The sequence below is a fragment of the Streptomyces sp. NPDC088387 genome (assembly GCF_044753385.1).
Classification (GTDB): domain Bacteria; phylum Actinomycetota; class Actinomycetes; order Streptomycetales; family Streptomycetaceae; genus Streptomyces.
On record NZ_JBIVNC010000011.1, the window covers coordinates 87,106 to 109,475 of the forward strand.

Sequence of the window (22,370 nt, forward strand, 5' to 3'; positions counted from 1 at the left end):
CGCCGCTCAGCCGGCGCCGACCTCGGGCTTGGCGCGGGCGACGGGAGCCTCCACGTCCCCCGGCCCCGGGTCCGCCCCCGCGTCCACAGGCTCCTGTGCCGGGAGGCGCCGCATGAGCAGGCCGTACCCGGCGGCCGTCACCGTGCCCAGCACCGCGCACAGCCCCCACAGCCACTCCGCCCCGAACCGGTCGATGACAAAGCCGGACATCAGCGGGGCGACCAGCGCGGCCACGGACCAGGACATCGTGTACATGCCCTGGTAGCGGCCGCGCCCGTGGACGGGGGAGAGGCGGACGACGAGCCCGGTCTGCGTCGGCGCGTTGACGATCTCGGCGAGTGTCCACACGCAGACCGTGAGCGCGAAGATCCCGACGGACCCGGCGAACGCGGTCAGCCCGAACCCGTACCCGGCGAGCAGCGCCGAGATCACCAGCAGCCTGCGCGGATCGCGGTGTTCGATGAACCGGGTGACGGGGATCTGGAGCACCACGATCAGTACACCGTTGACGGCGACGGCCATGCCGTAGTCCGCGGCGGTGAAGCCGGCCTCGCCCATCGCGACGGGCAGGCCCACGGAGCCCTGCTGGAAGATCAGCGCGATCAGGAAGGACAGGGTGACGACACCCATGAACCGCCTGTCCCGCAGTACGGTCCCCAGCCCCACGGCGTCCTCCGCGTCCGCCTCCTTCCCGGAGCGGACGGGCCGCGACTCGGGCAGCTTGACGAAGACCACGACCGCGCAGATCGCGGTCATCGCCGCCTCCAGCAGGAACCCGGCGCGGTAGCTGTACTCGGCGAGGAACCCGGCGCCCACGGAGGAGATCGCGAAGCCGAGGTTGATGGCCCAGTAGTTCAACGAGAACGCCCGTACGCGGTCCTCGGGCCGCACGATGTCCGCCATCATCGCCTGCACGGCGGGCCGGGAGGCGTTGGAGGCGGCACCGACCAGGAAGGCGACCCCGGCGATGGCCACGGGGTGGTGCACGAACCCCAGCACCGCCACCGAGACGGCCGTGGAGGCCTGCGCGATCAGCATCGTGGGGCGCCGCCCGAGCCGGTCGGTCAGTACACCGGCGCCGAGCGAGGAGACGACCCCGCCGAGGCCGTGCAGGGCCGCGACCAGACCGGCGTAGGAGGCGGAGTAGCCGCGGTCGAGGGTCAGATAGAGCGCCATGAAGGTGGAGATGAAGGCGCCGAGCCGGTTCACGAGGGTGCTGGTCCACAGCCACCAGAACGCGGGCGGCAGTCCGGAGACGCTGTCGCTGACGGCACGTCTGAGAGCGGCGACGGACATGGGACCCCCGGATGACACGACGTTCGAGTAAGCGGCGACAGCCGCTTTCAGAACTTACGAACGGGGTGTGCCGGCGTCGAGCGAATTAACAGATCCCGTCAACCGTCCGCCAGGCGGGAGGCCCGTGCGGGCGATCGGACCCTTCTATTACGCTCGGACCCATGGCCGACGCACCGTACAAGCTGATCCTCCTCCGCCACGGCGAGAGCGAGTGGAACGCGAAGAACCTGTTCACCGGCTGGGTGGACGTCAACCTCAACGAGAAGGGCGAGAAGGAGGCAGTCCGCGGCGGTGAGCTCCTGAAGGACGCCGGCCTGCTGCCCGACGTGGTCCACACCTCGCTCCAGAAGCGCGCGATCCGCACCGCGCAGCTGGCGCTGGAGTCCGCCGACCGCCTCTGGATCCCGGTCCACCGCAGCTGGCGCCTGAACGAGCGTCACTACGGCGCCCTCCAGGGCAAGGACAAGGCGCAGACCCTCGCGGAGTTCGGCGAGGAGCAGTTCATGCTCTGGCGCCGCTCCTACGACACCCCGCCGCCGCCGCTCGACATCGACGCCGAGTACTCCCAGTTCTCGGACCCGCGCTACGCCACCCTCCCGCCGGAGCTGCGCCCGCGGACGGAGTGCCTGAAGGACGTCGTCGTCCGGATGCTCCCGTACTGGTTCGACGGCATCGTCCCGGACCTCCTCACGGGCCGTACGGTCCTGGTCGCGGCCCACGGCAACAGCCTCCGCGCCCTCGTCAAGCACCTCGACAACATCTCGGACGCCGACATCGCGGGCCTCAACATCCCCACCGGCATCCCCCTCTCCTACGAACTCGACGCCGAGTTCAAGCCCCTCAACCCGGGCGGCACCTACCTCGACCCGGACGCGGCAGCGGCAGCGATCGAGGCGGTAAAGAACCAGGGCAAGAAGAAGTAAGCAGAACTGATCAAGCCCTCTGCCTGCGGGTTCTCCGCTAGTAGGGGGCTTGTTGCTACCCCCGGGCCGTCGCTGGGCCGTGAAAGGGGTTCAGGGCTGCTGTCAAGCCTCCCTACACGCCTCGGTGGACAGCGATGTGACCGGTATGCTGATGCCGCCTCACCTGAACCTCCCTTGAACTCGGCGCGGGGGCGCGCGAGTTCCAGGCTCCGGCCCGAGCAACGGGTCGGTTGGAGGAGGATAGGGAGGTGGTAGAGGTGAGTCTTGAGAAGGACAGGCCTCGTAAGTGGACCGGTGCCGAGAGGTGGCAGGTCTGGCTTGCGGGCGTCGGCCTACTGGTGACCATCGCTACCGGCGTGATGCAGCTCGCTCGATGAGTGAGTCACGCGCGAGGGCGGTTGCGACCGGGAGCTGTGCATGCAGCGAGCCCGGTCTGCTGGTACGCGACCGGGCTCGTTGACTGCAAGAGGGCCTGGATCCGGGTGCCACCGGGTCTGGGTCCTCGGTCGTCCTAGAGTCTTCTAGAACCTTCGCGAGCTATCTAGAGTCAACTAGAACCAACTAGAGCTTGCATGCCAATCTCTCACGCACTGCTAGTTCAATCAACTTGTGAGTCTCTGCGTGAGCCTAGATCTTTCGTCCCTTCAGCGAACGTCTTCGCCGATCTATTCGCGGTGACCATTGAAGAGTCGTATCTCCATCGCTGTCTCTTCTTCTCGTCGGCGACTGAAGACAGACGCCACCACCTTTCGAGTGCGCTCCTGGCTCGAAGGCATGAGGTGTGCGTACACGCGGAGCGTGAGACCTGGGTCCGAGTGGCCGAGGTACTCGGCGAGAGCCTTGATGTTCTCGCCGCCGTCGAGGAGGACCGAGGCGTAGAAGTGGCGGAGGGCGTGCATGCCGTTCTCGCGAGACTCGGCGTACGACTCGCCCGGTTTCCGCTCGGGGATCACGTCGGCCGAAGCCAGTGTTCGCTTCCACACCTCCTCGTTGAGGGACGTCCGCCAGACATGACCACCGCGCGGCCCGGTGAAGATCAGCCGTTTGGTCACCGGAGGCCCGTCTGCCACCTTCCACGGCAAGGTGATCTCGACCGGCGGGAACTGCTTCATGTGCACCCGGAGCGCGTCGGCGACCGGCTCAGGAAGCGGCACGTCCCGGAGCTTGCCGCCCTTGGGCGGGGCGAAGACGGCCTTGCTCCGGCTTAGCTTGAGCTGCTGGACCACGTGAAGCGTGTCCGAGGCGAAGTCGATCGCGTCGACAGCGACGCCGAGGATTTCGCCTTGGCGGAGGTCGCAGCCGCCGCCCAGGTCGGCCATGGCCTGGAAGCGCTCAGGCATGCCGGCCCGGACGGCGAAGAGTCGTTCCGGCGTCCACGGGACGACGCGCTTCGTGTCCACGGCTGGCGGCTGGACCGAGCGAGCCGCACACGGGTTGCGTGGAAGGTGCCCGTCATCCACGGCCGCGCTCAGAGCTGCACGAACGTTGGAGTAGATCGTCCGGGCGTACGAGCCACGGACACCGTTCTCCTGAAGCTGCCGCACCCAGTCACGAATGTGCGCAGGCTGGAAGGAGCCGAGAGGGCGCGAACCCAAGTACGGGAACGCGTGCAACCGAAGCTGCGACTTCATCGACGCCTGAGTGTTCGGGTCCGCGCCCTGCGTGGCAACCCAGCTCTCCGCGTACTGCTGGAACGTGATCCGGGCCGCGCGAGGATCGATGTACTGACCGCGCGCCATGTCCGCTTCGATGTGGGCCAGCCACTGTTCAGCGAGCCGCTTCTGTCGATCAGGGAAGCTCTTGGCCTTCTCCGTTCTGTCCGGACCGACGTAACGCGCTCGGTACCGGAGACCGGAGCCGTAGCGATCGGTCTTGACCTTCCGAACCTTGCCGTCCGAACCGGTCTCCGTCTTGTACCAGCGGTTGGATGTGCCCGGCCATCAGGCAGCAGCCCCGTCCATCAGGGACTCGACCCAGGCCCGAACGTCGTTGGGGTCGTAGCGCAGATGCCGGTCGACCCGGAAGCCGCGGGGACCGGTGCGCTTGCGCCGCCACTGATACACCGTTTCGATCGGCACGCCCAGGAGCTTGGCGACGTCCAAGGGAGTCAGGTTCTGGTGCGAATGCTGGACCCAGGACCTCACAGAACAGGAGCAGCGGCCGGCACTCCGGGCGTCCTTCGATGCGTACTCGCCTCCACAGGCGGACAGATGGGTTGCCGTCGCACTGCGGACGATCTCACCGGCGCTCGATACCGAGGCTTCCGACGACGCGTGGGTCTGGCTCTATCAGGGCCGCATCGCAACACGGCATGCCCTCCTGCACGGCGAGCCCTGCGCAGTCGCGGTCACTCACGGGACCACCCGCATCATGTGGACGATCCGACCGGTGCTCTTCCTGCCGCTCGCACACCGACAGGGTGCTGAACTCCCAGAGCGCGCATACGACTTCAAGCCCCACGCGTCCGACTGAGTTACAACTTTCTCTACTGGTTCAAGTACCCGGCTGCGCTCCGCTCCGCCGGGCGGGCTTCCCGGCTCCGCTCGGGACTGCGCTCCTGCCTTCGGCCCGCTCCGCCCCGGCTGCGCCGACGCCCGCGCACATGTGGATAGGCCCGGCGGCATAGGTCTAGCCCCTGACCAACCCGGCCCACGGTCAAGGACGAAGCCTCCGGCGGGGGATCGGCCGGCACCGGGTGGGAGGGGGCACCGTTCCCGGCCGCGGGCACATCGTGGTGAGCGTTGGGAGCGGGGGCGAGTCGTGGGCGGGATGCCCACCTTGTCCTCTTCCTGGATTCTCGTCCCGCAAGTCCCAAACGAACCTTAACCTGGCTAGGCACCAAGGAGGAAAGCGAGCAACAAACAACCGTCAGGGGGATAAAGAAGTGGCTGACCCTATCGAACTAATGCTGGCCGACCTCTCGAATTCGTATGCGGACACGAAAGTTTCGAATGCTTTCCTTCGCCTATACGTGAGCGATTCTCGTTTCGACCGCGCCTTCGCCAGCCTTCACGAGCGGCTGAACGGGCATTTCGAATCCATCAATGACAGGGCGGAGACGACCCGCCACTACTGGGCCGAACAGAGCAGGGAAATGCTTACGCTCGTCAAGGAAGTTACGAACTTCCTTGACTCCCTCAAGCATGCCGGCATGCAGGTGAACTTAGCAGAATCCTACGCAGACGCAATAAAGAGCTGCCATTCATGGCTAGTGCGCAGCGGAGGCAGCGCTATCCCAGATGACTTCGAGCAAATTACAATCATCAAGTATAAGCCAGTTTTTTCTCGCCCAGAAACAGAGAGCAAACTGAACAAGTCCAGCCAACGCACCCAGTTGCAACTGATCGGCGAAGGTTCGTACGCGAAGGTATTCTCGTTCGTCGACCCTGACTACGGAATCAAATTCGCCGTCAAGCGCGCCAAAAATGATTTGAGCGAACGGGACCTTTACCGGTTCCAGCAAGAGTTCGAGATCCTTAAGCGCCTAAGATTCCCGTACATAGTTGAGGTATTCCAGTACCACGCAGCTCGCAATGAATACCAAATGGAGTTTTGTGAGTCTACGCTCCGCAAGTACATCAAGAAACGCAACAACACGTTGTCATTCTCATCACGGAAGAGAATTGCACTTCAATTTTTGTACGGCGTCAATTACATCCACACTGAAGGCCTGCTTCACCGCGACGTCAGCCTCCAGAACGTTCTAGTGAAGACTTTCAACGGTGGGGCTGTACCTGTAAAGCTCTCAGACTTCGGCCTCGCCAAGGGTAAGAATTCCGAGTCCACGCGAACAAAGACAGAGATGCGCGGAACCTATCGGGATCCCGCCCTGGAGAGATTCAAGGACTATGGCGTACGCAATGAAATATACTCGATCGGTTGGGTGCTTTCCTATATTTTCAGCGGCAAGGAGGTCCTGCTATCCCAAGATGATGCGCCGAGCCAGATCGTGCGGAAATGTACGGCGCATGATGTCGCACATCGGTACGGGAGCGTGCGCGAACTAATCGGTGACGTTGAGGGAATGGAAGCCACCCCCCCACGGACGCTCCAGCTTGACAAGGCCTCTGACATCCACTGCTGACAGCAACGGTGTTGGACGGGCGTGCACACCAGCGTCCCCGCGTGGCCGTCACGCCAACCATCGACAGCACCTGAAGCGAGCGCAGATCGAACTCCTAAATCGGGTGTCGCAGGTTCGAAGCCTGCCGGGGCGCCGACTGTCGTCGTTCACGTGCGTGTAGACGTTCGTCGTGACGGCGAGCTGCGAGTGTCCCAGGATCTCCATGACGGTGCGCGGGGCGATGCCGGCCGCGAAGAGCAGTCGGGCATGCGTTGCACCTGAGCCGCTGCGCTAAAAGTCAGCGCATTCCCCCTTGCGCATCGCTTTTGGCGGCGTTTTCATTGGGAGGGACTGACTCTTTCCACCAGTTAATAAGTGCACCTCTTACTGCATACGCAAAAACATGAAGATGCATGGGAAGCTCAGAAGCATACCATTCACTTTGCCCGCTCCCCCAGACACCGCTTGGCCTCTCGGGATAGTAATCACCGTCTTCCAATTCCGATCCACCGACGCCGGTGAGCAAGGGAGCAGGAAACGGTGCCCCGGAATGCAGGAGGGCCGATCTAAGAGCATAGATTTTTTTCACATGATCAACTAGTTCATCTTCCCAGTTGACGCGATCAGAAAAACTAATTGGGCGCTCTACCGGGGGGACCGGCTGAAACTTTTCCACAAAAGTCTGGACTCTTCGCCCTGCGGAGAGAAGCTTTTTAAAGTATTTCGCGACACCTTTTAGTAGGTCCGCTCCTCCTGCGGCTTCGATCTTCTTCGCTGCACCAGGGTAAGCGGTACGAAAGACATCGGTCGCATCGATGGTTTCAGTCTGATGATGCACGGCAACTACTTCCAAGGCAGTTACGAGTTGCAACCACGCCTGTTCAGGGTCGGCCTCAGCAATCCATAGGCCGTTCGCATAGTGATGCGCCGCCTTCACTAAAACCGTAGAAATGACGGGCGACAGCGCCCCAAAGCTAGAAAGCATAGGATCGCACCCGGCAAGATTTACTTCCTCCTCACCTGGCGGAGGAAAGATACGCGCACGAACAGGAGACTCCAAAAGAGCTGGAGGCGAGTGGTGTCCATACCATGGAAATCCAGAGGGGTCACCCCCCGCTGGGAAAACCCTGACAGGACCTCCATCTCTAATCCTTACTCCGAGAAGTAGGGATATGAGGGATGAGATCTCATCGCCAGTGCTTAGACCAGTGTCATGCTGCGCATGAAGACGCGCCCCCTCCGACTCCCTCGGCCCCCTGTACTCTGTCAGCATTCTGGCAGCTAGGCTTGGACGAAGAACACCCGTCGGATACGTGCCTGTGCTTGTCGAATAGAGCACAAGTGGACCAAAGGTCTCCTTGGGCCCCTCCCAATTCGGAGAACCGCAGGAATCTTTGAACTCTCGATCAGACCACATGAGGTGTTCAATTCCACGGCCGTCCGGATTTGGAAAGTTCCAATCTCTCCATAGAGAGGATCCGCTTTCCAGAGGATTCTGATAGGGCATTCAAGTCTCCTAGCTGCACTTGTGTGCACATAAGCCGAGAATGGCTTCCTAGATGACCGTTCTCTGTATAGCTACGGATCAGAAGGCTTCTGACATCCACGGCTGACATCAACGACGCCGGACGGGGGCGCACACCAGCGTCTCTGTCCGACCGTGCACCAGTCGCCGACAGCCGCCAGAGCACGCTCGGATCGAACTCCTAACGCGGTGCTCATGGACGAGCACCCTCCCGGGCCGTCCTAAAACCGATCTCCGCAACACGGTGACGATCGTTCCCTACTCCATGAGGCCCCCGTGTTGTTGATGCCTTCTACCGCGACAGCGGCCTCAGGCTTCCGTCTCGCCGTCGTTGTCCGCCGGGTCCTGCCGTTTCAGACGCTTCAGCACGCGCGATGTCGCGGGCACGGCAGTCTCAGACCACCAGCGTTGCGCGTGCGGAGCCGCGATCTGCGCAGCCTTCGCCCCGGCCAGCAGCGCAGCAGCGATCGCAATCATTCGCAGATCGACTCGCGCACCGGTGCTATCGGATGGACCCCGGTCAGTGGCACCAACCGGCTCGGCTTCGGCAACGGTCACGTCGTCGGCAGGGAACGACTCGGCGGGCTCAGGCGGAGTTGGCGCATTGGTGATGTCATTCAGCAGAGCCGCGAGAGTCTCATCGCTCCAGGTCGTTGTGGTCCACTGCCGGTAGTAGTGCAGGGACCTGACGTTGCCCCTGTAATGGTCCTCTTGGGTGCCGTACTTCTCTCCCTTGTCGGTTAGGGAGTACGCGCCTGGCTCGCCTGTCAGGTAGCCATACCTATGCAGCAGCAGGTTCATCTGTCGACCGGTTTTGCCAATCTCCCGGCCGAGCACAGTTGCCGATTTACCCACCACTCCCGTACCTCCCCGCTCGGCCGGGCGCAGACAGCTCCCGGCATCCCCAAGGCAGGGAAAGCTACCCGGTGCCACGGCCCTGTGCAGGGCAATTGCGGCATTCGTTATGCGCAGCTCACGTGCGAGGGTGAGTGCAGCTGGTCGCGCCGGTCTTCTGAGAGCCCGTAACTCGATCATGATCCGTGGGGCAGGAGTTGCCAGGCAATGTCTTGGTACAAGACGTACAAGATGCCCTACATGCACAGCCGGTCATCCACCGGTTTCGGCCCTGGTGACTGCTTGGGGCGCCACGGGCTGGGTCGCTACCAGCTCACGGACAAGTGACGAAAGTGGTAGGGACGCGCAACCCGCTGAGCGTCGCACCGCTGCCGCACCAGATCGAGGGGGAACAGCGGGGAACCACGGTAATCGGGCCGAGTGCGATGAGGCCACACCATGGCCATTCACCCTGGTCAGCGACGAAAGCGGCCCCAAACGCTCGCAGCTTCCCAAGCTGAGAGCTCTGGCGCTGTCGTCACAGGTCGGCCGTCACGGCTTGCCCTGGTCAAGGGCATCGACAGCGTGGCTAAGGCCTGTGGGGGTGGCGCGAGGCATACGCGTGCGTGATCGGTCAGCGCACCCGCCGTCGTGGCTGACTGTCTTCGGCTGAGGTTCAGGCGGCGCGCATCGAGGATGCCGGCCGTCAGTCGACGCGCCGAAGCTGGGCCGTCTCTGGGCCGTCCGAGGTTGCTCAACAGCGGCCAAGGACGACCAACGACGACCGCCAGGCGCCCGATCCCACTGCCCCTGAACAGCAAAAACCCAGCTCCCCAAGACCCCCGGCAACACCCAGGGCAAGAAGAAGTAGCACCCCACGACGAGGGGCCCCGTACCGCGGTACGGGGCCCCTCGTGTGTGCGGGAGATCCCCTGTGTTCGGGATATCCGGTGTGCCGTCAGCCGCACTGGCAGGGGCTGCCCTGCTGGCAGCCGCAGGTGCATCCCGAACCGCAGCCGCACGCCGCGATCAGCGGGAGGCTCAGGAGTTCGGCGGGCTGTTCGGTCGGGCGGTCCTGCGTGGGATCGGGCGTCTTGCTGGGGGATTCGGACATGGGTCCCTCCTCAAGGCAGTTGCCTGTGCCCATTGGATGCCCGGTACGGCGGTCGCATCAACGGCGCATCGAGGCTCGCGCGCGCCCCCGGCCCTGCCGGCGGTGGGGCTCAGGCGCCCTCCACCCCCGGCAGTGCCTGTACGTCCTGCTGGAGGGCGTCCGCGTGTTCGCCGGTCACCAGGAAGACGACTCGCTTGGCCACGGCGACCGCGTGGTCGGCGAAGCGCTCGTAGTAGCGGCCGAGCAGGGTCACGTCGACCGCCGTCTCGATGCCGTGCTTCCAGCGGTCGTCCATCAGGTGCTGGAAGAGCGTGCGGTGGAGCAGGTCCATCGCGTCGTCGTCGGCTTCCATCTGCATCGCCAGGTCGACGTCCTTGGTGATGATCACCTCGGCCGCCTTCGCCATCAGCCGCTGCGCGAGCTGGCCCATCTCCAGGATGGTGGCGTGCAGGTCGTGCGGGATCGCCCGCTCGGGGAACCGCAGCCGGGTCAGCTTCGCCACGTGCTGGGCGAGGTCGCCGGAGCGCTCCAGGTCCGCGGACATCCGCAGCGACGTCACGACGATCCGCAGATCCGTCGCCACCGGCTGCTGGCGGGCCAGCAGATCTATCGCTCGGGCCTCCAGGTCGTGCTGGAGTTCGTCGATCTTCTGGTCGCCCTCGATGACGTTTTCGGCCAGCTTCAGATCGGCGTCGAGGATCGCCGTCGTGGCGCGACCGATCGCCGATCCGACCAGCCGGGCCATCTCCACCAGACCGTCGCCGATCGAATCAAGTTCCTCGTGGTACGCGTCCCGCATCTGGGTTCCCTCTCGTACGTTGTTCCAGGGGTGCTTCGGGTTCCGACCTTGCCGTACGACGTCGCGCGGGGGTGTCCTCGGCCGGTGCCCCTGTGGTGCGTCGGACACTGCGGACCCCACGCTCTCACCCTCGACGGTGTACGCGTCCGAATCGGCCATCCCAAATGAACCGATACTGGCTCCAAGGTGAACTCTGGGCGACGAGTGTTCGAGGTCGCACACGGATGGCTGTGGTCACGGCGTGTCCCATGCCTAACCTGGGTGCATGGACGTGAACGCGGCGGTCGCCGCAGCGGCAGCGATCGCCGGGGTGCTTACCGGTGTCATCGCCATGCTGGCGTTCCGCTGGAGCGAGCGCGACCTGAAGCGGCCCACTCGCACCTCCCTGCACACCGACCCGGTGCTCCCACCAGGCGTGGACACCGTCCTGTCGGTACTCCGGTCCTCGGCCGTCGTCCTCGACGAGGCCGACGCCGTGGTCAAGGCCAGTTCCGCGGCGTACGCCCTGGGACTGGTGCGCGGCGGCAAACTCGCCGTCGAACCCATGCTCCAGATGGCCCGGGACACCCGGCGCGACGGTGAGATACGCCAGGTCGAACTCGACCTGCCTCGTCGTGGCACCGGCCGCGGCGAGGCTCTCGCCGTCTCCGCCCGGGTCGCCCCGCTCGGCTCCCGGCTGGTGCTGCTGCTCGTCGAGGACCTCACCGAGGCCCGGCGGATAGAGGCGGTACGCCGCGACTTCGTCGCCAACGTGAGCCATGAACTCAAGACCCCCGTCGGTGCCCTCTCCCTGCTGTCCGAGGCGGTCATGGACGCCTCCGACGACCCGGAGGCCGTACAGCGCTTCGCCGGGCGCATGCAGATAGAGGCCACCCGCCTGACCAACCTGGTCCAGGAGCTCATCGACCTCTCCCGGGTACAGAACGACGACCCGCTGGAGGACGCCGAGCCGGTGCGGGTGGACGAACTGGTCGCCGAGGCCATCGACCGCTGCCGCCACGCGGCCGGCACCAAGCAGATCACCATGGTCGCCGCCATCCAAGGGCCCGACGGACCGTCCGGCGAGAGTGCCGGCGGAAAGCGGGTGACCGCCGCCGACCTGCACGTCTGGGGCAACCGCGGCCAGCTCGCCGCCGCTCTCGGCAACCTCGTCGAGAACGCCGTCAACTACTCCCCGGCCCGCACCCGCGTCGGCATAGCAGCCCGCCGGGTGAGCGCGTCCGGCGGTGACGCCATCGAGATCGCCGTGACCGACCAGGGCATCGGCATCTCCGGCAAGGACAAGGAGCGCATCTTCGAGCGCTTCTACCGCGTCGATCCGGCCCGCTCCCGTGCCACGGGCGGCACGGGCCTGGGGCTCGCGATCGTCAAACACGTGGCCGCCTCGCACGGCGGAGAGGTCACGGTGTGGAGTTCCGAGGGACAGGGCTCCACCTTCACCCTGCGGCTGCCGGAGGCGGGTGTCGCCCGTGACCGGGCCCAACAGCACCCGGCCCTCGACGACGAGGCCGGGCAGGCCGCAAGCTCGTCCCACGACACATCCCCCGAGTCAACCGCGTACCAGACGCTTTCCGCCCCGGAGGTCCTTCCGTGACCCGAGTGCTCGTCGTCGAGGACGAGGAGTCCTTCTCCGACGCCCTGTCGTACATGCTCCGCAAGGAGGGCTTCGAGGTCGCCGTCGCGACCACCGGGCCCGACGGTCTCGACGAGTTCGAGCGCAACGGCGCCGACCTCGTCCTGCTCGACCTCATGCTGCCCGGCCTGCCGGGCACCGAGGTCTGCCGCCAGCTGCGGGGCCGCTCCAACGTCCCCGTCATCATGGTCACCGCCAAGGACAGCGAGATCGACAAGGTCGTCGGACTCGAAATAGGAGCCGATGACTACGTCACCAAGCCGTTCTCGTCCCGTGAGCTCGTCGCCCGTATCCGGGCCGTACTGCGCCGCCGCGGCGAGCCCGAGGAGGTCGCTCCGGCGGCCCTGGAGGCCGGTCCTGTCCGCATGGACGTCGACCGTCACGTCGTCACCGTCTCCGGCTCCAAGGTCGACCTGCCTCTCAAGGAGTTCGACCTGCTCGAGATGCTGCTGCGCAACGCGGGCCGCGTGCTGACCCGTATGCAGCTCATCGACCGGGTCTGGGGCGCCGACTACGTCGGCGACACCAAGACCCTCGACGTCCACGTCAAGCGCCTGCGCGCCAAGATCGAGCCGGACCCGGGCGCCCCGCGCTACCTGGTGACGGTCCGCGGTCTCGGCTACAAGTTCGAGCCGTAGACCGGCACCGCACCCACGCGCCACACGAAAGGGCGGGACCTCCCGAGGAGGCCCCGCCCTTCGCGCGTGTCATCACGGGTCTACGGTCTACGGTCCACGGCTCTACGGTCGTTCAGCTGCCGTCGGCACCCGTGTCCGTGGCCGTCGCCGAGCCGGACGCGGCGTCGGTCGGCGTGCCGGTGCTGCCGGACTCCTCGGTGTTCGGCGAGCCCGTGGTGCCGTCGGCGGGCTCACCCGTGGCCCCGTCCGACTCACCGGTCGACGGCTCGTCCGAGGAGCCCTCCGAGGACTCGCCCGACGGCTCGCCGGAGGCGCCCGGCGCCGCCGGAACCTCGCTCGGGCCCCAGGAGGTGAAGAAGCTGTCGGCCGGCACGACGAAGGCCTGGAGGCTCACGTCACCGGTGGTGCTGAAGGTGAAGGTGACCTTCTGGGCGTCACCGTCGGTCAGCGGCTCCCCGTCCGAGAGCACCGCGGAGGCGTTGTCCTTGCCGCCGAGGATCACGGACCCGCCGGCCGGGACGGTCAGCTTGCCCTTGCCCCCGGCGGGCGTGATCGCGGCGTCCCCGATGCCGTCCACGGCGATCGAGTCCAGCGTCTGCGCCCGGTCGCCCGTGTTGAACAGGGTGGCGGAGACGGCGGCCGGACCGGCGGCGTCGGTGTCGGGCTGGGTGATGACGATGGCGTTCTGGATCTTGATGTCGCCGACGCTGGTCGCCGCGTTGTCCGGCTTGATCTCCAGGGTCTGCGAGTTGTTGCCGGCGCCGCAGGCGGCGAGCGAGGCGATCGAGAACGCGATGGCGGAAGCGGCGAGGGCGCCGCGTCGAAGGCTGCTGCTCACGGCGGCGGCAACTCCTTGGAACGCAGGGGCGGCTTTCCTTGTAAAGCCGCCCTAAGGATCAGTCAGCGGCCTTAGGTTACCGAGCCGTTCCCGCGCCGCCGCACCCGACCCTCCCCCAACCCGGCCGGGTCGCTCAGCAGGCCGTACGCGATCGGTGTACGGCGTGGCGCGCGGCCGCCCCAAGTGACCCACGAGTCACTTTGGCACCGCACTCGTCCGTCATTCACATAAGTGCGCCGGGCATACCGCCGTACATAGCGGAGCGGCCCGGCCGCGAATTTTCCGTGAAGGAATGCACGACCGGCCGGAAATTGATCACGATGCGTCTTGTCGGGGACCCCGTGATCAATTCCGGATTCTCCGAGCCCCCGACTCGCGCACCGAACGGAGTAGCGAGCGTCGAGCACTTGGAAGCGGACATATGGGGACGTTCGTCCACTTGGCAGGGGTGTCCGACGTGTGTAACGTACGCGTTTCTCTCGCCCCGGAGAGCCGCTCCGACCTGCGAATACCTTGTTCCGGGGGTTGGGCGAAGCACGTTCCTGTCGCTGTTGTCAAGCCCCGAGATATGCCCTGACCTGCGAAAACGCCATTCAGAACCCGCCGTTTCCGTGTTACTCTGGATAGCCACGGAAGGGGTACCTGTCACATGACGTTCAAGGTTGGCGACACCGTGGTCTATCCCCATCACGGGGCCGCGCTGATCGAGGCTATCGAAACTCGCCAGATCAAAGGCGTGGACAAGACCTACTTGGTGCTGAAGGTCGCCCAGGGTGACCTGACGGTACGTGTGCCAGCGGACAATGCGGAGTTCGTCGGCGTACGTGATGTGGTCGGTCAGGACGGGCTGGACCGGGTCTTCGAGGTGCTGCGCGCGCCGTATGCCGAGGAGCCCACGAACTGGTCCCGTCGATACAAGGCAAACCTGGAGAAGCTCGCCTCCGGCGATGTCATCAAGGTCGCGGAAGTCGTGCGTGACCTGTGGCGTCGTGAGCGTGAGCGTGGACTCTCCGCCGGTGAGAAGCGCATGCTCGCCAAGGCCCGCCAGATCCTGGTGAGCGAGCTCGCTCTTGCGGAGAACACCAACGAGGACAAGGCCGAGGCGCTGCTCGACGAGGTTCTCGCCTCCTGACGAGGGCGCGGAGCCCGGTCAGCCCCGCACACCAAAATGCCGCGGTGCCCGATGACGTCTTTGCTGTCGCCGGGCGCTGCGGCATGTTCGTACCCGGACGGGTACGCCACTGCCGAGGAAACGCCCCCCGGTACTCGGTACTGTGCGTGCCGGGCCCGGGCAACTGCCTCGACCAGGGTCACGGAAGGGTCCGGTCAAGGCTTCGCGCCCGGCACGATGTGGCCATACCCAAGTAGGCCGAGCACACAAACCTGACAGGAACCGATGTCTGACCTTTCGCGCCCTTCGCCCGCAGGAGTCCGTACCGCCGCGGTCATTCCGGCCGCCGGACGGGGCGTACGTCTCGGTCCGGGCGCCCCCAAGGCGCTCCGCGCGCTGGGTGGGACCCCGATGCTGATCCACGCCGTCCGCGCGATGGCCGCCTCGCGTCATGTCGCCCTCGTGGTCGTCGTCGCCCCGCCCGAGGGAGCCGCCGAGGTCAAGTCGCTGCTCGACGCGCACGCGCTGCCCGACCGCACCGACTTCCTCGTCGTCCCCGGCGGCGACTCCCGCCAGGACTCCGTGAAGCTCGGCCTCGACGCGCTGCCGCCCGGCTACGACGTGGTGCTGGTGCACGACGCCGCCCGCCCCCTGGTTCCCGTGGACACCGTGGACGCCGTCGTCGAGGCCGTCCGCGCCGGAGCGCCCGCCGTCGTCCCCGCCCTGCCGCTCGCCGACACCGTCAAGGAGGTCGTGCCCGCGCAGGCCCCCGGCGAGCCCGAGCCGGTGGTCGCGACGCCCGAGCGGGCGCGGCTGCGTGCCGTGCAGACGCCGCAGGGCTTCGACCGGGACGCCCTGGTCCGCGCCCACGAGACGGTGACCGGCAGCGTCACGGACGACGCCGGCATGATCGAGCAGCTGGGTCTCACCGTGGTGGTCGTACCCGGCCACGAGGAGGCCTTCAAGGTCACCCGCCCGCTGGACCTGGTCCTCGCCGAGGCCGTCCTCGCCCGCCGGAGGCTGAACGATGGCTACTGAGCCGGCCCCGCCCCTGCCGCAGGTCGGCATCGGCACCGACATCCACGCCTTCGAGGACGGCCGCGAGCTGTGGTGCGCCGGCCTGAAGTGGGAGGGCGAGGGGCCCGGTCTCGCCGGGCACTCCGACGCGGACGTCGTCGCGCACGCCGCGTGCAACGCGCTGTTCTCCGCCGCCGGGCTCGGTGACCTCGGGCAGCACTTCGGTACCGGGCGGCCCGAGTGGGCCGGCGCGTCCGGCGTGGCGCTGCTCGCGGAGGCGGCGCGGATCGTCCGGGACGCGGGGTTCCGTATCGGGAACGTCGCCGTGCAGGTCGTCGGTCCCCGCCCGAAGATCGGCAAGCGCCGCGAGGAGGCGCAGAAGGTGTTGTCGGAGGCCGCCGGGGCGCCGGTCTCGGTCTCCGGCGCCACCACGGACGGTCTCGGCTTCCCCGGCCGCGAAGAGGGCCTGATGGCAATAGCAACAGCCCTCGTGATCCGGCTCACCTGAGTACACCTGCGGGTGAGTGGTGGGCTGGTCGCGCAGTTCCCCGCGCCCCTTAAAAGCAGGACGTCACGTGCAGGTGCCTTCAGGGGCGCGGAGAACTGCGCGACCGGCCACGCCGAGACCCGCACCCGCCGGCCGGCACAGCGCGCCCCCGCCGGACGGCGAAACGTCACGAACAGATGGCCTTGGCGGCATCCGCACAAGGCACACCGCCGCGCCCACTACCCTGGAGTGGTGACCATTCGCCTGTACGACACCAGCGCCCGGCAGATTCGTGACTTCGCCCCGATCACACCGGGCTGTGTCTCGATCTACCTGTGTGGTGCCACGGTCCAGGCGGCCCCGCACATCGGCCACATCCGCTCGGGGCTGAACTTCGACATCCTGCGCCGCTGGTTCGCCCACCGCGGCTACGAGGTGACGTTCATCCGCAACGTCACGGACATCGACGACAAGATCATCAGGAAGGCGGCCGAGCAGAACCGCCCCTGGTGGTCCATCGGCTACGAGAACGAGCGCGCGTTCAACGACGGCTACCGCGCCCTCGGCTGCCTGCCGCCCACGAACGAACCCCGTGCCACCGGCCACATCACCGAGATGGTCGAGATGATGCAGGGCCTCATCGAGCGCGGTCACGCCTACGAGTCCGAGGGCAACGTCTACTTCGACGTACGGTCCCTCCCCGGATACCTGTCGCTGTCCCGGCAGGACCTGGACGATCTGCGCCAGCCCGCGGAGGACGGCGAGACCGGCAAGCGGGACCTGCGCGACTTCGCGATGTGGAAGGCCGCCAAGCCCGGCGAGCCCAGCTGGGAGACGCCCTGGGGGCGTGGCCGGCCGGGCTGGCACCTGGAGTGTTCGGCGATGGCCCACAAGTACCTGGGCAGCGTCTTCGACATCCACGGCGGCGGCATCGACCTGATCTTCCCGCACCACGAGAACGAGATCGCCCAGGCCCGCGGCTACGGCGACGAGTTCGCGCGGTACTGGGTGCACAACGCCTGGGTCACCATGAGCGGCGAGAAGATGTCCAAGTCGCTCGGCAACTCGGTGCTGGTCTCCGAGATGGTCAAGGCATGGCGCCCCATCGTGCTCCGCTACTACCTGGGCACCCCGCACTACCGCTCGACGATCGAGTACAGCGAGGAGGCCCTGCGCGAGGCCGAGTCCGCGTTCGCGCGGATCGAGGGCTTTGTGCAGCGGGTGGTGGAGCTGGCCGGCGGGGCCGTCGAGCCCGCCGCCGAGGTGCCGCCCGCCTTCGCCGAGGCGATGGACGACGACCTGGGTGTGCCGCAGGCCCTCGCCGTCGTGCACAACACCGTCCGGCAGGGCAACAGCGCCCTGGCCGCCGACGACAAGGAGAGCGCGGTCGCCCGTCTCTCCGAGGTCCGGGCGATGCTCGGCGTCCTCGGCCTGGACCCGCTGGACGAGCAGTGGTCCGGCGGCGGTGAGCGCGGCGAGGACCTCCACGGAGTCGTCGACAGCCTCGTACGTCTGGTGCTCGACCAGCGTGAGGCGGCGCGCGGCCGCAAGGACTGGGCCACCGCCGACGCCATCCGCGACCAGCTGAACCAGTCCGGTCTCGCCATCGAGGACAGTCCGCAGGGTCCGCGCTGGACCCTCGGCCCGCGCTGAGCGGACCCCCACCGATGTGCCGCTCGCACACGCGGGCGGCACACTGCATAGACGTACGTATTCCACTCACCGACGAACTCATCGAACTCACAGACAGGTAGGTCATGGCCGCGAACAACCGCCGCATGTCCGGCAAGAAGGGCGCGCAGGTCGGCAGTGGCGGCCAGCGACGCCGGGGCCTCGAGGGCAAGGGCCCGACCCCGCCCGCCGAGATGCGCAAGGGACACAAGAAGAACCGGGTCGCCAACGCCAAGGCGAAGCAGGCGGTACGCCGGCCCACCGTGCGCGGGCGCGGCGGCAAGGGCACCTCCGAGCTGGTCGTCGGCCGCAACCCGGTCGTCGAGGCGCTGCGCGAGGGCGTGCCCGCGTCCACGCTCTACGTCCAGCAGTTCATCGACAACGACGAGCGGGTGCGCGAGGCGCTCCAGCTCGTCGCCCAGCGCGGCGGCATCAACCTCATGGAGGCGCCGCGCCCCGAGCTCGACCGGATGACCAACGGGCTCAACCACCAGGGCCTGGTCCTCCAGGTCCCGCCGTACGAGTACGCGCACCCCGAGGACCTCGCCGACGCCGCCGCCGACGCAGGTGAGGACCCGCTGATCGTCGCCCTCGACGGGGTGACCGACCCGCGCAACCTCGGTGCCGTCGTACGGTCCGTCTCCGCGTTCGGCGGCCACGGTGTGGTGGTGCCCGAGCGGCGCGCGGCCGGGATGACCGCCGGTGCCTGGAAGACGTCCGCCGGCGCCGCGGCCCGTACGCCCGTCGCCCGCGCGACCAACCTGACGCGGGTGCTGGAGGCCTACAAGAAGGCCGGCATCGCCGTCGTCGGGCTCGCGGCCGACGGCGAGGCCGAGATCGGCGACCTCGCGGCGCTCGGCGGCCCGGTCGTCATCGTCGTGGGCAGCGAGGGCAAGGGCCTGTCCCGGCTGGTCGGCGAGACGTGCGACTACCGGGTACGGATCCCGATGCCGGGCGGCACGGAGTCGCTCAACGCGGGTGTGGCGACGGGCATCGTGCTGTACGAGGCGGCACGGCGCCGGGCCTGAACAGACGTGCCCCTCCTCACCCTTGCGGGTCAAACGGGGTGAGGAGGGCAACCTTGACGGAGTCCGGACAGATCCGCCCAGTCAAAGCAGTGTCCTAAACACACGTCACTCGGTTAGATGAGTGTGGACACCAGAACACCCCGCACACCCACGGGGGACCGCTCGTCGGGTTTCGACGACGCTCCCGCGCTGAGCATGGTGAAGGTGCCGAGCGATCCGGCGCAGGTCATCGTCAATCATGCGAGCTTCCGCGTGCAGCTGGGCGCCTCCTCGCGCGCGCAGTCGCCGCGCGTGGCAGGCCAGTTGAGCGGCGCGGACACGGCCCGCGTCCCGGCCGTCGGCACGGCGGGCAGAGCGGACGCCGGTGCCGCGGCCCGGCGCCGCCCCGTCGTCTGGAGCGGCCGCTCGGCCCCCGACGACACCGGCGCCCACCGCCTGCTCCAGGCCGTGCGCACCGCGGGCGTCCGCCACCCCGACGAACCCCTCGCCGACGCCGGCGCGACCCAGGTCATCCCGCGCGTCGACGCCCCCGCCGGCTACGACGGCAACGACTACGCCGAGTACGACGGTTACGACGACCTCGACCAGACCGTCGAGACGCCCGTGGTCGGTGCCCAGCGCACCCACGACGGCGGCGACGGCACCCGACTCCTGCCCCACATGCGGACGGTGGGCAGCGCGGACGACGAACTCCGCTACGAGGGCGACGAGTTCGACGACGACTCCGACACCGGATCCGCGGACGGCAACCGCTCCAAGCGGCACGGCGACGACCCCGCCCGGCACGCGTACTACCCGGGCCGCCGGATGAACCTCGGCGTCGTCCTGCTCCCGCTGCGCATCTTCCTCGGTTTCATCTCCATCTACGCCGGCATGGGCAAGCTCTGCGACCCCGTCTACTTCGACGGCGGCGAGCGCGGCTCCATGGTGAAGTGGCTCAACACCCTGCACCCCTGGCAAGTCGCCGAGCCCCTGCGCCAGTTCGCCCTGGAGCACCCCGTCGGGGCCGGCCTGGTGATCGCCTTCCTCCAGGTCATCGTGGGTGTCCTCACGGTCCTGGGCTGCTGGCAGCGGGTGGCCGCGTGCGTCGGAGCACTGCTCTCCGCGGCGCTGCTCGTCACGGTCAGCTGGAAGAGCGTCCCCGCCTACGACACCCCGGACATCATCTATCTCGCCGCCTGGTCGCCGCTGATCATCGCCGGCGCGCCCGTCTACTCCATCGACGGCCGCCTCGCGGGCAGCGCCTGGCGACGCCTCGGACCGCGCGCCGAACTCTGGGACCTGCGCCGGTACGTACTGCGGCGCGGTGCCCTCGTCACGGCCGTCGTCGCCGGGCTCACCCTGCTCGTCGGCTCCCTGCTCGGCGGCGCCGTCCGCGACGCGGACCGGGTGGTCGTGCCCGGCCCCGGAGAGGCCCCGCGCAACGAACTGCCCGGCACCCCGCTCCCCGAGCGGTCCGGCAAGCGCGAGGCGAGCAACACCCCGTCGGCCTCCACCGCCCCCACACAGGGAGCCACGTCGGCCGCGCCCAGCGCCGCCGCGACGCCGGGCGCGACCCGCGACACCGGTACCGAGACCGGCGGCGCCCCCAGCCAGACGCAGGGCACCGGCGGCCAGGCCCCGCCCCAGCAGACCGCACCCGAACAGCAGGCCCCCAGCACCACGACCGGTCCCACCTCCGGCGGTTCCCCGACCGGCGGCGCGGGCAACCCGGGCGGCGGCAGCGGCGGCGGCTCCTCCTCGTCCGGGCAACCCGGGCTGGTGGGCGGCCTGTTGGGGTAGATGGGCCGGTGGGCGGCATTCTCGGCGAGCGGCCCACCGGCTGACCAACACGGCATACGACAGCCCCGCGCACCTCGACGGTGTGCGGGGCTGTGTTGTGCGGGGACGCCCGGGTGCGGTCAGCGTCTGATCGCCGCGAGCTCCTTGGCGGCCTCGGTGAGGTCCTTCGCCGTGTCAATGGCCCGCCAGTACGCGCCCTGCGGGATCGGGAACCCGGCCAGCCGCAGCTCACGCGCCAGCCGCGGGAACGTGGTCCGCTCGTGGTCCCCGCGCTCCGGGAGCATCCCGGCGAACTCGGGGGAGAAGACGTAGACCCCCGCGTTGATCTCGTACGTCGTCGGCGGGGACTCGATGAAGTCCGTGATGTGTCCGAAGCCGTCCGTCTGCACCGCGCCCCACGGGATCCGCGGACGGGCCAGCGCGACCGTCGCGGCGGCGTCCCGCTCGGTGTGGAAGTCCGCCATGTCGCGCAGCGAGAACCGGGTCCAGATGTCGCCGTTGGTGGCGTACCAGGGCTGGTCCGGGTGCGGCAGGTGCGAGGCCGCGAACTTCAGACCGCCGCCGCGGCCGAGCGGCTCGGTCTCCACCGCCGTGGTGACCCGGACCGGCAGGTCGGCGCTCTCCAGCCACTGCTGGAGCACCTCGGCGAGATGGCCACAGCTGACGACCACGTCGGTGACGCCCTCTTCGGCGAGCCACGCGAGCTGGTGACCTATGATCGGCGTCCCCGTCCCGGGGATCTCGACCATCGGCTTGGGCCGGTCGTCGGTGTACGGGCGCAGCCGGGAGCCCTGGCCGCCGGCCAGCACAACGGCCTGGACGGGGCGGGAGGCGACGTTCGGAGCAGTCATGCCCGAACTGTACGTGGCGCCCGCGGGAGGCCCGCAGGACGGATTACGGCACGACGAGATGGCCGTACGGCGTCGGAATGGCCGCACGGCGACGGACCTGCCGTGTACTGCGCGACGGGCTGTTGTGCCGCGTCGGGTGTGCCGTGCCCGGGGCGGGGGCCCGGGTGGCGTGCTGCTGGTGCGGGTGGGTGCGGTGATGGGTGGGGGATGCGTCCGTCCGGCGCCGCGCGGGCGTGGGGTCACGTCCGTCCCGGCGCCGTACGGGTCAGCTGTGGGCGGCGGCGACTCCGGTGGCGTAGGCGGTGTCGCAGACCGGGCGGGCGAAGGACTGGGCGCGCGTCGGGCCGTAGATCTGGACCGCGGCGCGGCCGAGGGCGCGGGCGATCGAGACGCAGTGCCTGGCGAGCGACGGACGGCCGTTGACCGCCTCCTGGAGGTGGGTCAGGGCGACCGCCGGGTCCTCCTCCTGCAACTCGGCCAGCAGCCGGTCACGCAGCACCTCGTGGGGTGCCGGCGGGGCGGCGGGCTTGGAGTCGGACACGGCGCTGTCCGCGGCGGTGAGGACCGGGCCGGTGGGGTTTCCCGACCAGCTGACCCGGGTGACCGCCAGGGTCCCGGAGAGCACCAGGACGACGGGCAGGACGAGAGCGAGCGAGCGGCCGACCCGGCGGGCGGGGCCACGGCCGCGTGGCGGCTGCTGAGTGGTGGAGTGCTTCACGGAGTGCTTCACGCGAGTGAGGGTAGCGCCCGGTAATGATTT

The 22,370-nt window shown here is 67.8% G+C and carries 20 protein-coding genes and 2 pseudogenes; 11 read left to right on the forward strand and 11 right to left on the reverse strand.

Going from position 1 to position 22,370, the window contains the following annotated elements:
• Window positions 1-6: 6 nt before the first annotated feature.
• Entirely contained in the window at window positions 7-1,296 is a 1,290-nt protein-coding gene (locus tag ACIQAC_RS27560) for an MDR family MFS transporter (RefSeq protein ID WP_402195302.1), read from the reverse strand.
• A gap of 161 nt (window positions 1,297-1,457) precedes the next feature.
• Here ACIQAC_RS27560 and ACIQAC_RS27565 point away from each other — a divergent pair, with 161 nt between their 5' ends.
• Window positions 1,458-2,219 carry a phosphoglyceromutase gene (locus ACIQAC_RS27565; protein WP_402195303.1) on the forward strand — a complete coding sequence of 254 codons (762 nt, stop codon included), beginning with the start codon at window positions 1,458-1,460 and terminating at the stop codon, window positions 2,217-2,219.
• A 665-nt stretch (window positions 2,220-2,884) separates the two neighbouring features.
• On the opposite strand, the pseudogene ACIQAC_RS27570 reads toward ACIQAC_RS27565, so the two are convergent.
• Both ACIQAC_RS27570 and ACIQAC_RS27575 read right to left on the reverse strand, forming a co-directional pair.
• A pseudogene (locus ACIQAC_RS27570) lies at window positions 2,885-4,160 on the reverse strand (tyrosine-type recombinase/integrase).
• Window positions 4,160-4,363: a helix-turn-helix domain-containing protein gene (locus ACIQAC_RS27575; protein ID WP_402195305.1), complete on the reverse strand. Its 204-nt coding sequence runs from the start codon at window positions 4,361-4,363 to the stop codon at window positions 4,160-4,162. Before ACIQAC_RS27575 ends, ACIQAC_RS27570 begins: the two are co-directional and overlap by 1 nt.
• On the opposite strand from ACIQAC_RS27575, the gene ACIQAC_RS27580 reads away from it, so the two are divergent.
• Both ACIQAC_RS27580 and ACIQAC_RS27585 read left to right on the forward strand, forming a co-directional pair.
• Window positions 4,308-4,691, forward strand: coding sequence for a hypothetical protein (locus tag ACIQAC_RS27580; RefSeq protein WP_402195307.1), 384 nt, complete (start codon window positions 4,308-4,310; stop codon window positions 4,689-4,691). The two genes, ACIQAC_RS27575 and ACIQAC_RS27580, sit on opposite strands and share 56 nt — an antisense overlap.
• 412 nt (window positions 4,692-5,103) lie before the next feature.
• On the forward strand, window positions 5,104-6,303 hold the full coding sequence (locus ACIQAC_RS27585; RefSeq protein WP_402195309.1) for a protein kinase family protein: 1,200 nt from the start codon (window positions 5,104-5,106) through the stop codon (window positions 6,301-6,303).
• Window positions 6,304-6,351: 48 nt separating this feature from the next.
• Here ACIQAC_RS27585 and ACIQAC_RS27590 read toward each other — a convergent pair.
• The 5 genes and pseudogenes from ACIQAC_RS27590 to phoU all read right to left on the reverse strand — a co-directional run.
• A pseudogene (locus tag ACIQAC_RS27590) lies at window positions 6,352-6,549 on the reverse strand (hypothetical protein); the annotation flags it as partial.
• Window positions 6,550-6,580: 31 nt separating this feature from the next.
• Complete coding sequence (locus ACIQAC_RS27595) at window positions 6,581-7,267, reverse strand: hypothetical protein (protein WP_402195310.1); 687 nt, start codon at window positions 7,265-7,267, stop codon at window positions 6,581-6,583.
• An 849-nt stretch (window positions 7,268-8,116) separates the two neighbouring features.
• On the reverse strand, window positions 8,117-8,608 hold the full coding sequence (locus tag ACIQAC_RS27600) for a hypothetical protein (protein ID WP_402195313.1): 492 nt from the start codon (window positions 8,606-8,608) through the stop codon (window positions 8,117-8,119).
• A gap of 991 nt (window positions 8,609-9,599) precedes the next feature.
• A complete protein-coding gene (locus ACIQAC_RS27605) occupies window positions 9,600-9,755 on the reverse strand; it encodes a hypothetical protein (protein WP_402195316.1) in 156 nt (51 codons plus the stop codon).
• A 109-nt stretch (window positions 9,756-9,864) separates the two neighbouring features.
• Window positions 9,865-10,554 carry a phosphate signaling complex protein PhoU gene (gene phoU, locus ACIQAC_RS27610; protein ID WP_402195318.1) on the reverse strand — a complete coding sequence of 230 codons (690 nt, stop codon included), beginning with the start codon at window positions 10,552-10,554 and terminating at the stop codon, window positions 9,865-9,867.
• Between the two features lie 265 nt (window positions 10,555-10,819).
• On the opposite strand from phoU, the gene ACIQAC_RS27615 reads away from it, so the two are divergent.
• Both ACIQAC_RS27615 and ACIQAC_RS27620 read left to right on the forward strand, forming a co-directional pair.
• Window positions 10,820-12,148 carry a sensor histidine kinase gene (locus ACIQAC_RS27615; RefSeq protein ID WP_402195319.1) on the forward strand — a complete coding sequence of 443 codons (1,329 nt, stop codon included), beginning with the start codon at window positions 10,820-10,822 and terminating at the stop codon, window positions 12,146-12,148.
• Entirely contained in the window at window positions 12,145-12,825 is a 681-nt protein-coding gene (locus ACIQAC_RS27620; protein WP_073941673.1) for a response regulator transcription factor, read from the forward strand. The genes ACIQAC_RS27615 and ACIQAC_RS27620 overlap by 4 nt, the downstream gene beginning before the upstream one ends.
• A gap of 112 nt (window positions 12,826-12,937) precedes the next feature.
• Here the strand turns inward: ACIQAC_RS27620 and ACIQAC_RS27625 are convergent, their stop codons facing one another.
• Entirely contained in the window at window positions 12,938-13,663 is a 726-nt protein-coding gene (locus tag ACIQAC_RS27625) for a DUF461 domain-containing protein (protein WP_402195322.1), read from the reverse strand.
• A 649-nt stretch (window positions 13,664-14,312) separates the two neighbouring features.
• Between ACIQAC_RS27625 and ACIQAC_RS27630 the strand changes: the two genes are divergently transcribed.
• From ACIQAC_RS27630 to ACIQAC_RS27655, 6 genes are all read left to right on the forward strand, one after another.
• Window positions 14,313-14,795, forward strand: coding sequence for a CarD family transcriptional regulator (locus tag ACIQAC_RS27630; RefSeq protein ID WP_003953493.1), 483 nt, complete (start codon window positions 14,313-14,315; stop codon window positions 14,793-14,795).
• A 264-nt stretch (window positions 14,796-15,059) separates the two neighbouring features.
• Complete coding sequence (gene ispD / locus ACIQAC_RS27635) at window positions 15,060-15,812, forward strand: 2-C-methyl-D-erythritol 4-phosphate cytidylyltransferase (protein WP_402195324.1); 753 nt, start codon at window positions 15,060-15,062, stop codon at window positions 15,810-15,812.
• Window positions 15,802-16,299, forward strand: a complete 498-nt coding sequence (ispF, locus tag ACIQAC_RS27640) for a 2-C-methyl-D-erythritol 2,4-cyclodiphosphate synthase (protein ID WP_402195326.1) — start codon at window positions 15,802-15,804, stop codon at window positions 16,297-16,299. The genes ispD and ispF overlap by 11 nt, the downstream gene beginning before the upstream one ends.
• A gap of 231 nt (window positions 16,300-16,530) precedes the next feature.
• Window positions 16,531-17,931 (forward strand): cysteine--tRNA ligase, encoded by a 1,401-nt coding sequence (gene cysS, locus ACIQAC_RS27645; RefSeq protein ID WP_402195329.1) that lies wholly within the window; start codon window positions 16,531-16,533, stop codon window positions 17,929-17,931.
• Between the two features lie 104 nt (window positions 17,932-18,035).
• Entirely contained in the window at window positions 18,036-18,977 is a 942-nt protein-coding gene (gene rlmB / locus ACIQAC_RS27650; RefSeq protein WP_402195332.1) for a 23S rRNA (guanosine(2251)-2'-O)-methyltransferase RlmB, read from the forward strand.
• A gap of 117 nt (window positions 18,978-19,094) precedes the next feature.
• The gene (locus tag ACIQAC_RS27655; RefSeq protein WP_402195334.1) at window positions 19,095-20,759 is read left to right on the forward strand and encodes a DoxX family protein; all 1,665 of its coding nucleotides are present in this window, start codon (window positions 19,095-19,097) and stop codon (window positions 20,757-20,759) included.
• Between the two features lie 119 nt (window positions 20,760-20,878).
• Here ACIQAC_RS27655 and ACIQAC_RS27660 read toward each other — a convergent pair whose 3' ends face one another.
• Complete coding sequence (locus ACIQAC_RS27660) at window positions 20,879-21,610, reverse strand: NDP-sugar synthase (RefSeq protein WP_402195335.1); 732 nt, start codon at window positions 21,608-21,610, stop codon at window positions 20,879-20,881.
• 265 nt (window positions 21,611-21,875) lie between these two features.
• Complete coding sequence (locus tag ACIQAC_RS27665; RefSeq protein ID WP_402195699.1) at window positions 21,876-22,328, reverse strand: hypothetical protein; 453 nt, start codon at window positions 22,326-22,328, stop codon at window positions 21,876-21,878.
• Window positions 22,329-22,370 lie beyond the last annotated feature (42 nt).

Excerpts from the sequence above, each read along its gene's own strand:
- ACIQAC_RS27560 (WP_402195302.1), bottom strand. The coding sequence starts at position 1,296 with ATGTCCGTCGCCGCTCTCAGACGTGCCGTCAGCGACAGCGTCTCCGGA.
- ACIQAC_RS27565 (WP_402195303.1), top strand. The coding sequence starts at position 1,458 with ATGGCCGACGCACCGTACAAGCTGATCCTCCTCCGCCACGGCGAGAGC.
- ACIQAC_RS27595 (WP_402195310.1), bottom strand. The coding sequence starts at position 7,267 with ATGCTTTCTAGCTTTGGGGCGCTGTCGCCCGTCATTTCTACGGTTTTA.
- ACIQAC_RS27600 (WP_402195313.1), bottom strand. The coding sequence starts at position 8,608 with ATGAACCTGCTGCTGCATAGGTATGGCTACCTGACAGGCGAGCCAGGC.
- ACIQAC_RS27605 (WP_402195316.1), bottom strand. The coding sequence starts at position 9,755 with ATGTCCGAATCCCCCAGCAAGACGCCCGATCCCACGCAGGACCGCCCG.
- phoU (WP_402195318.1), bottom strand. The coding sequence starts at position 10,554 with ATGCGGGACGCGTACCACGAGGAACTTGATTCGATCGGCGACGGTCTG.
- ACIQAC_RS27615 (WP_402195319.1), top strand. The coding sequence starts at position 10,820 with ATGGACGTGAACGCGGCGGTCGCCGCAGCGGCAGCGATCGCCGGGGTG.
- ACIQAC_RS27630 (WP_003953493.1), top strand. The coding sequence starts at position 14,313 with ATGACGTTCAAGGTTGGCGACACCGTGGTCTATCCCCATCACGGGGCC.
- ispD (WP_402195324.1), top strand. The coding sequence starts at position 15,060 with ATGTCTGACCTTTCGCGCCCTTCGCCCGCAGGAGTCCGTACCGCCGCG.
- ispF (WP_402195326.1), top strand. The coding sequence starts at position 15,802 with ATGGCTACTGAGCCGGCCCCGCCCCTGCCGCAGGTCGGCATCGGCACC.
- rlmB (WP_402195332.1), top strand. The coding sequence starts at position 18,036 with ATGGCCGCGAACAACCGCCGCATGTCCGGCAAGAAGGGCGCGCAGGTC.
- ACIQAC_RS27655 (WP_402195334.1), top strand. The coding sequence starts at position 19,095 with ATGAGTGTGGACACCAGAACACCCCGCACACCCACGGGGGACCGCTCG.
- ACIQAC_RS27660 (WP_402195335.1), bottom strand. The coding sequence starts at position 21,610 with ATGACTGCTCCGAACGTCGCCTCCCGCCCCGTCCAGGCCGTTGTGCTG.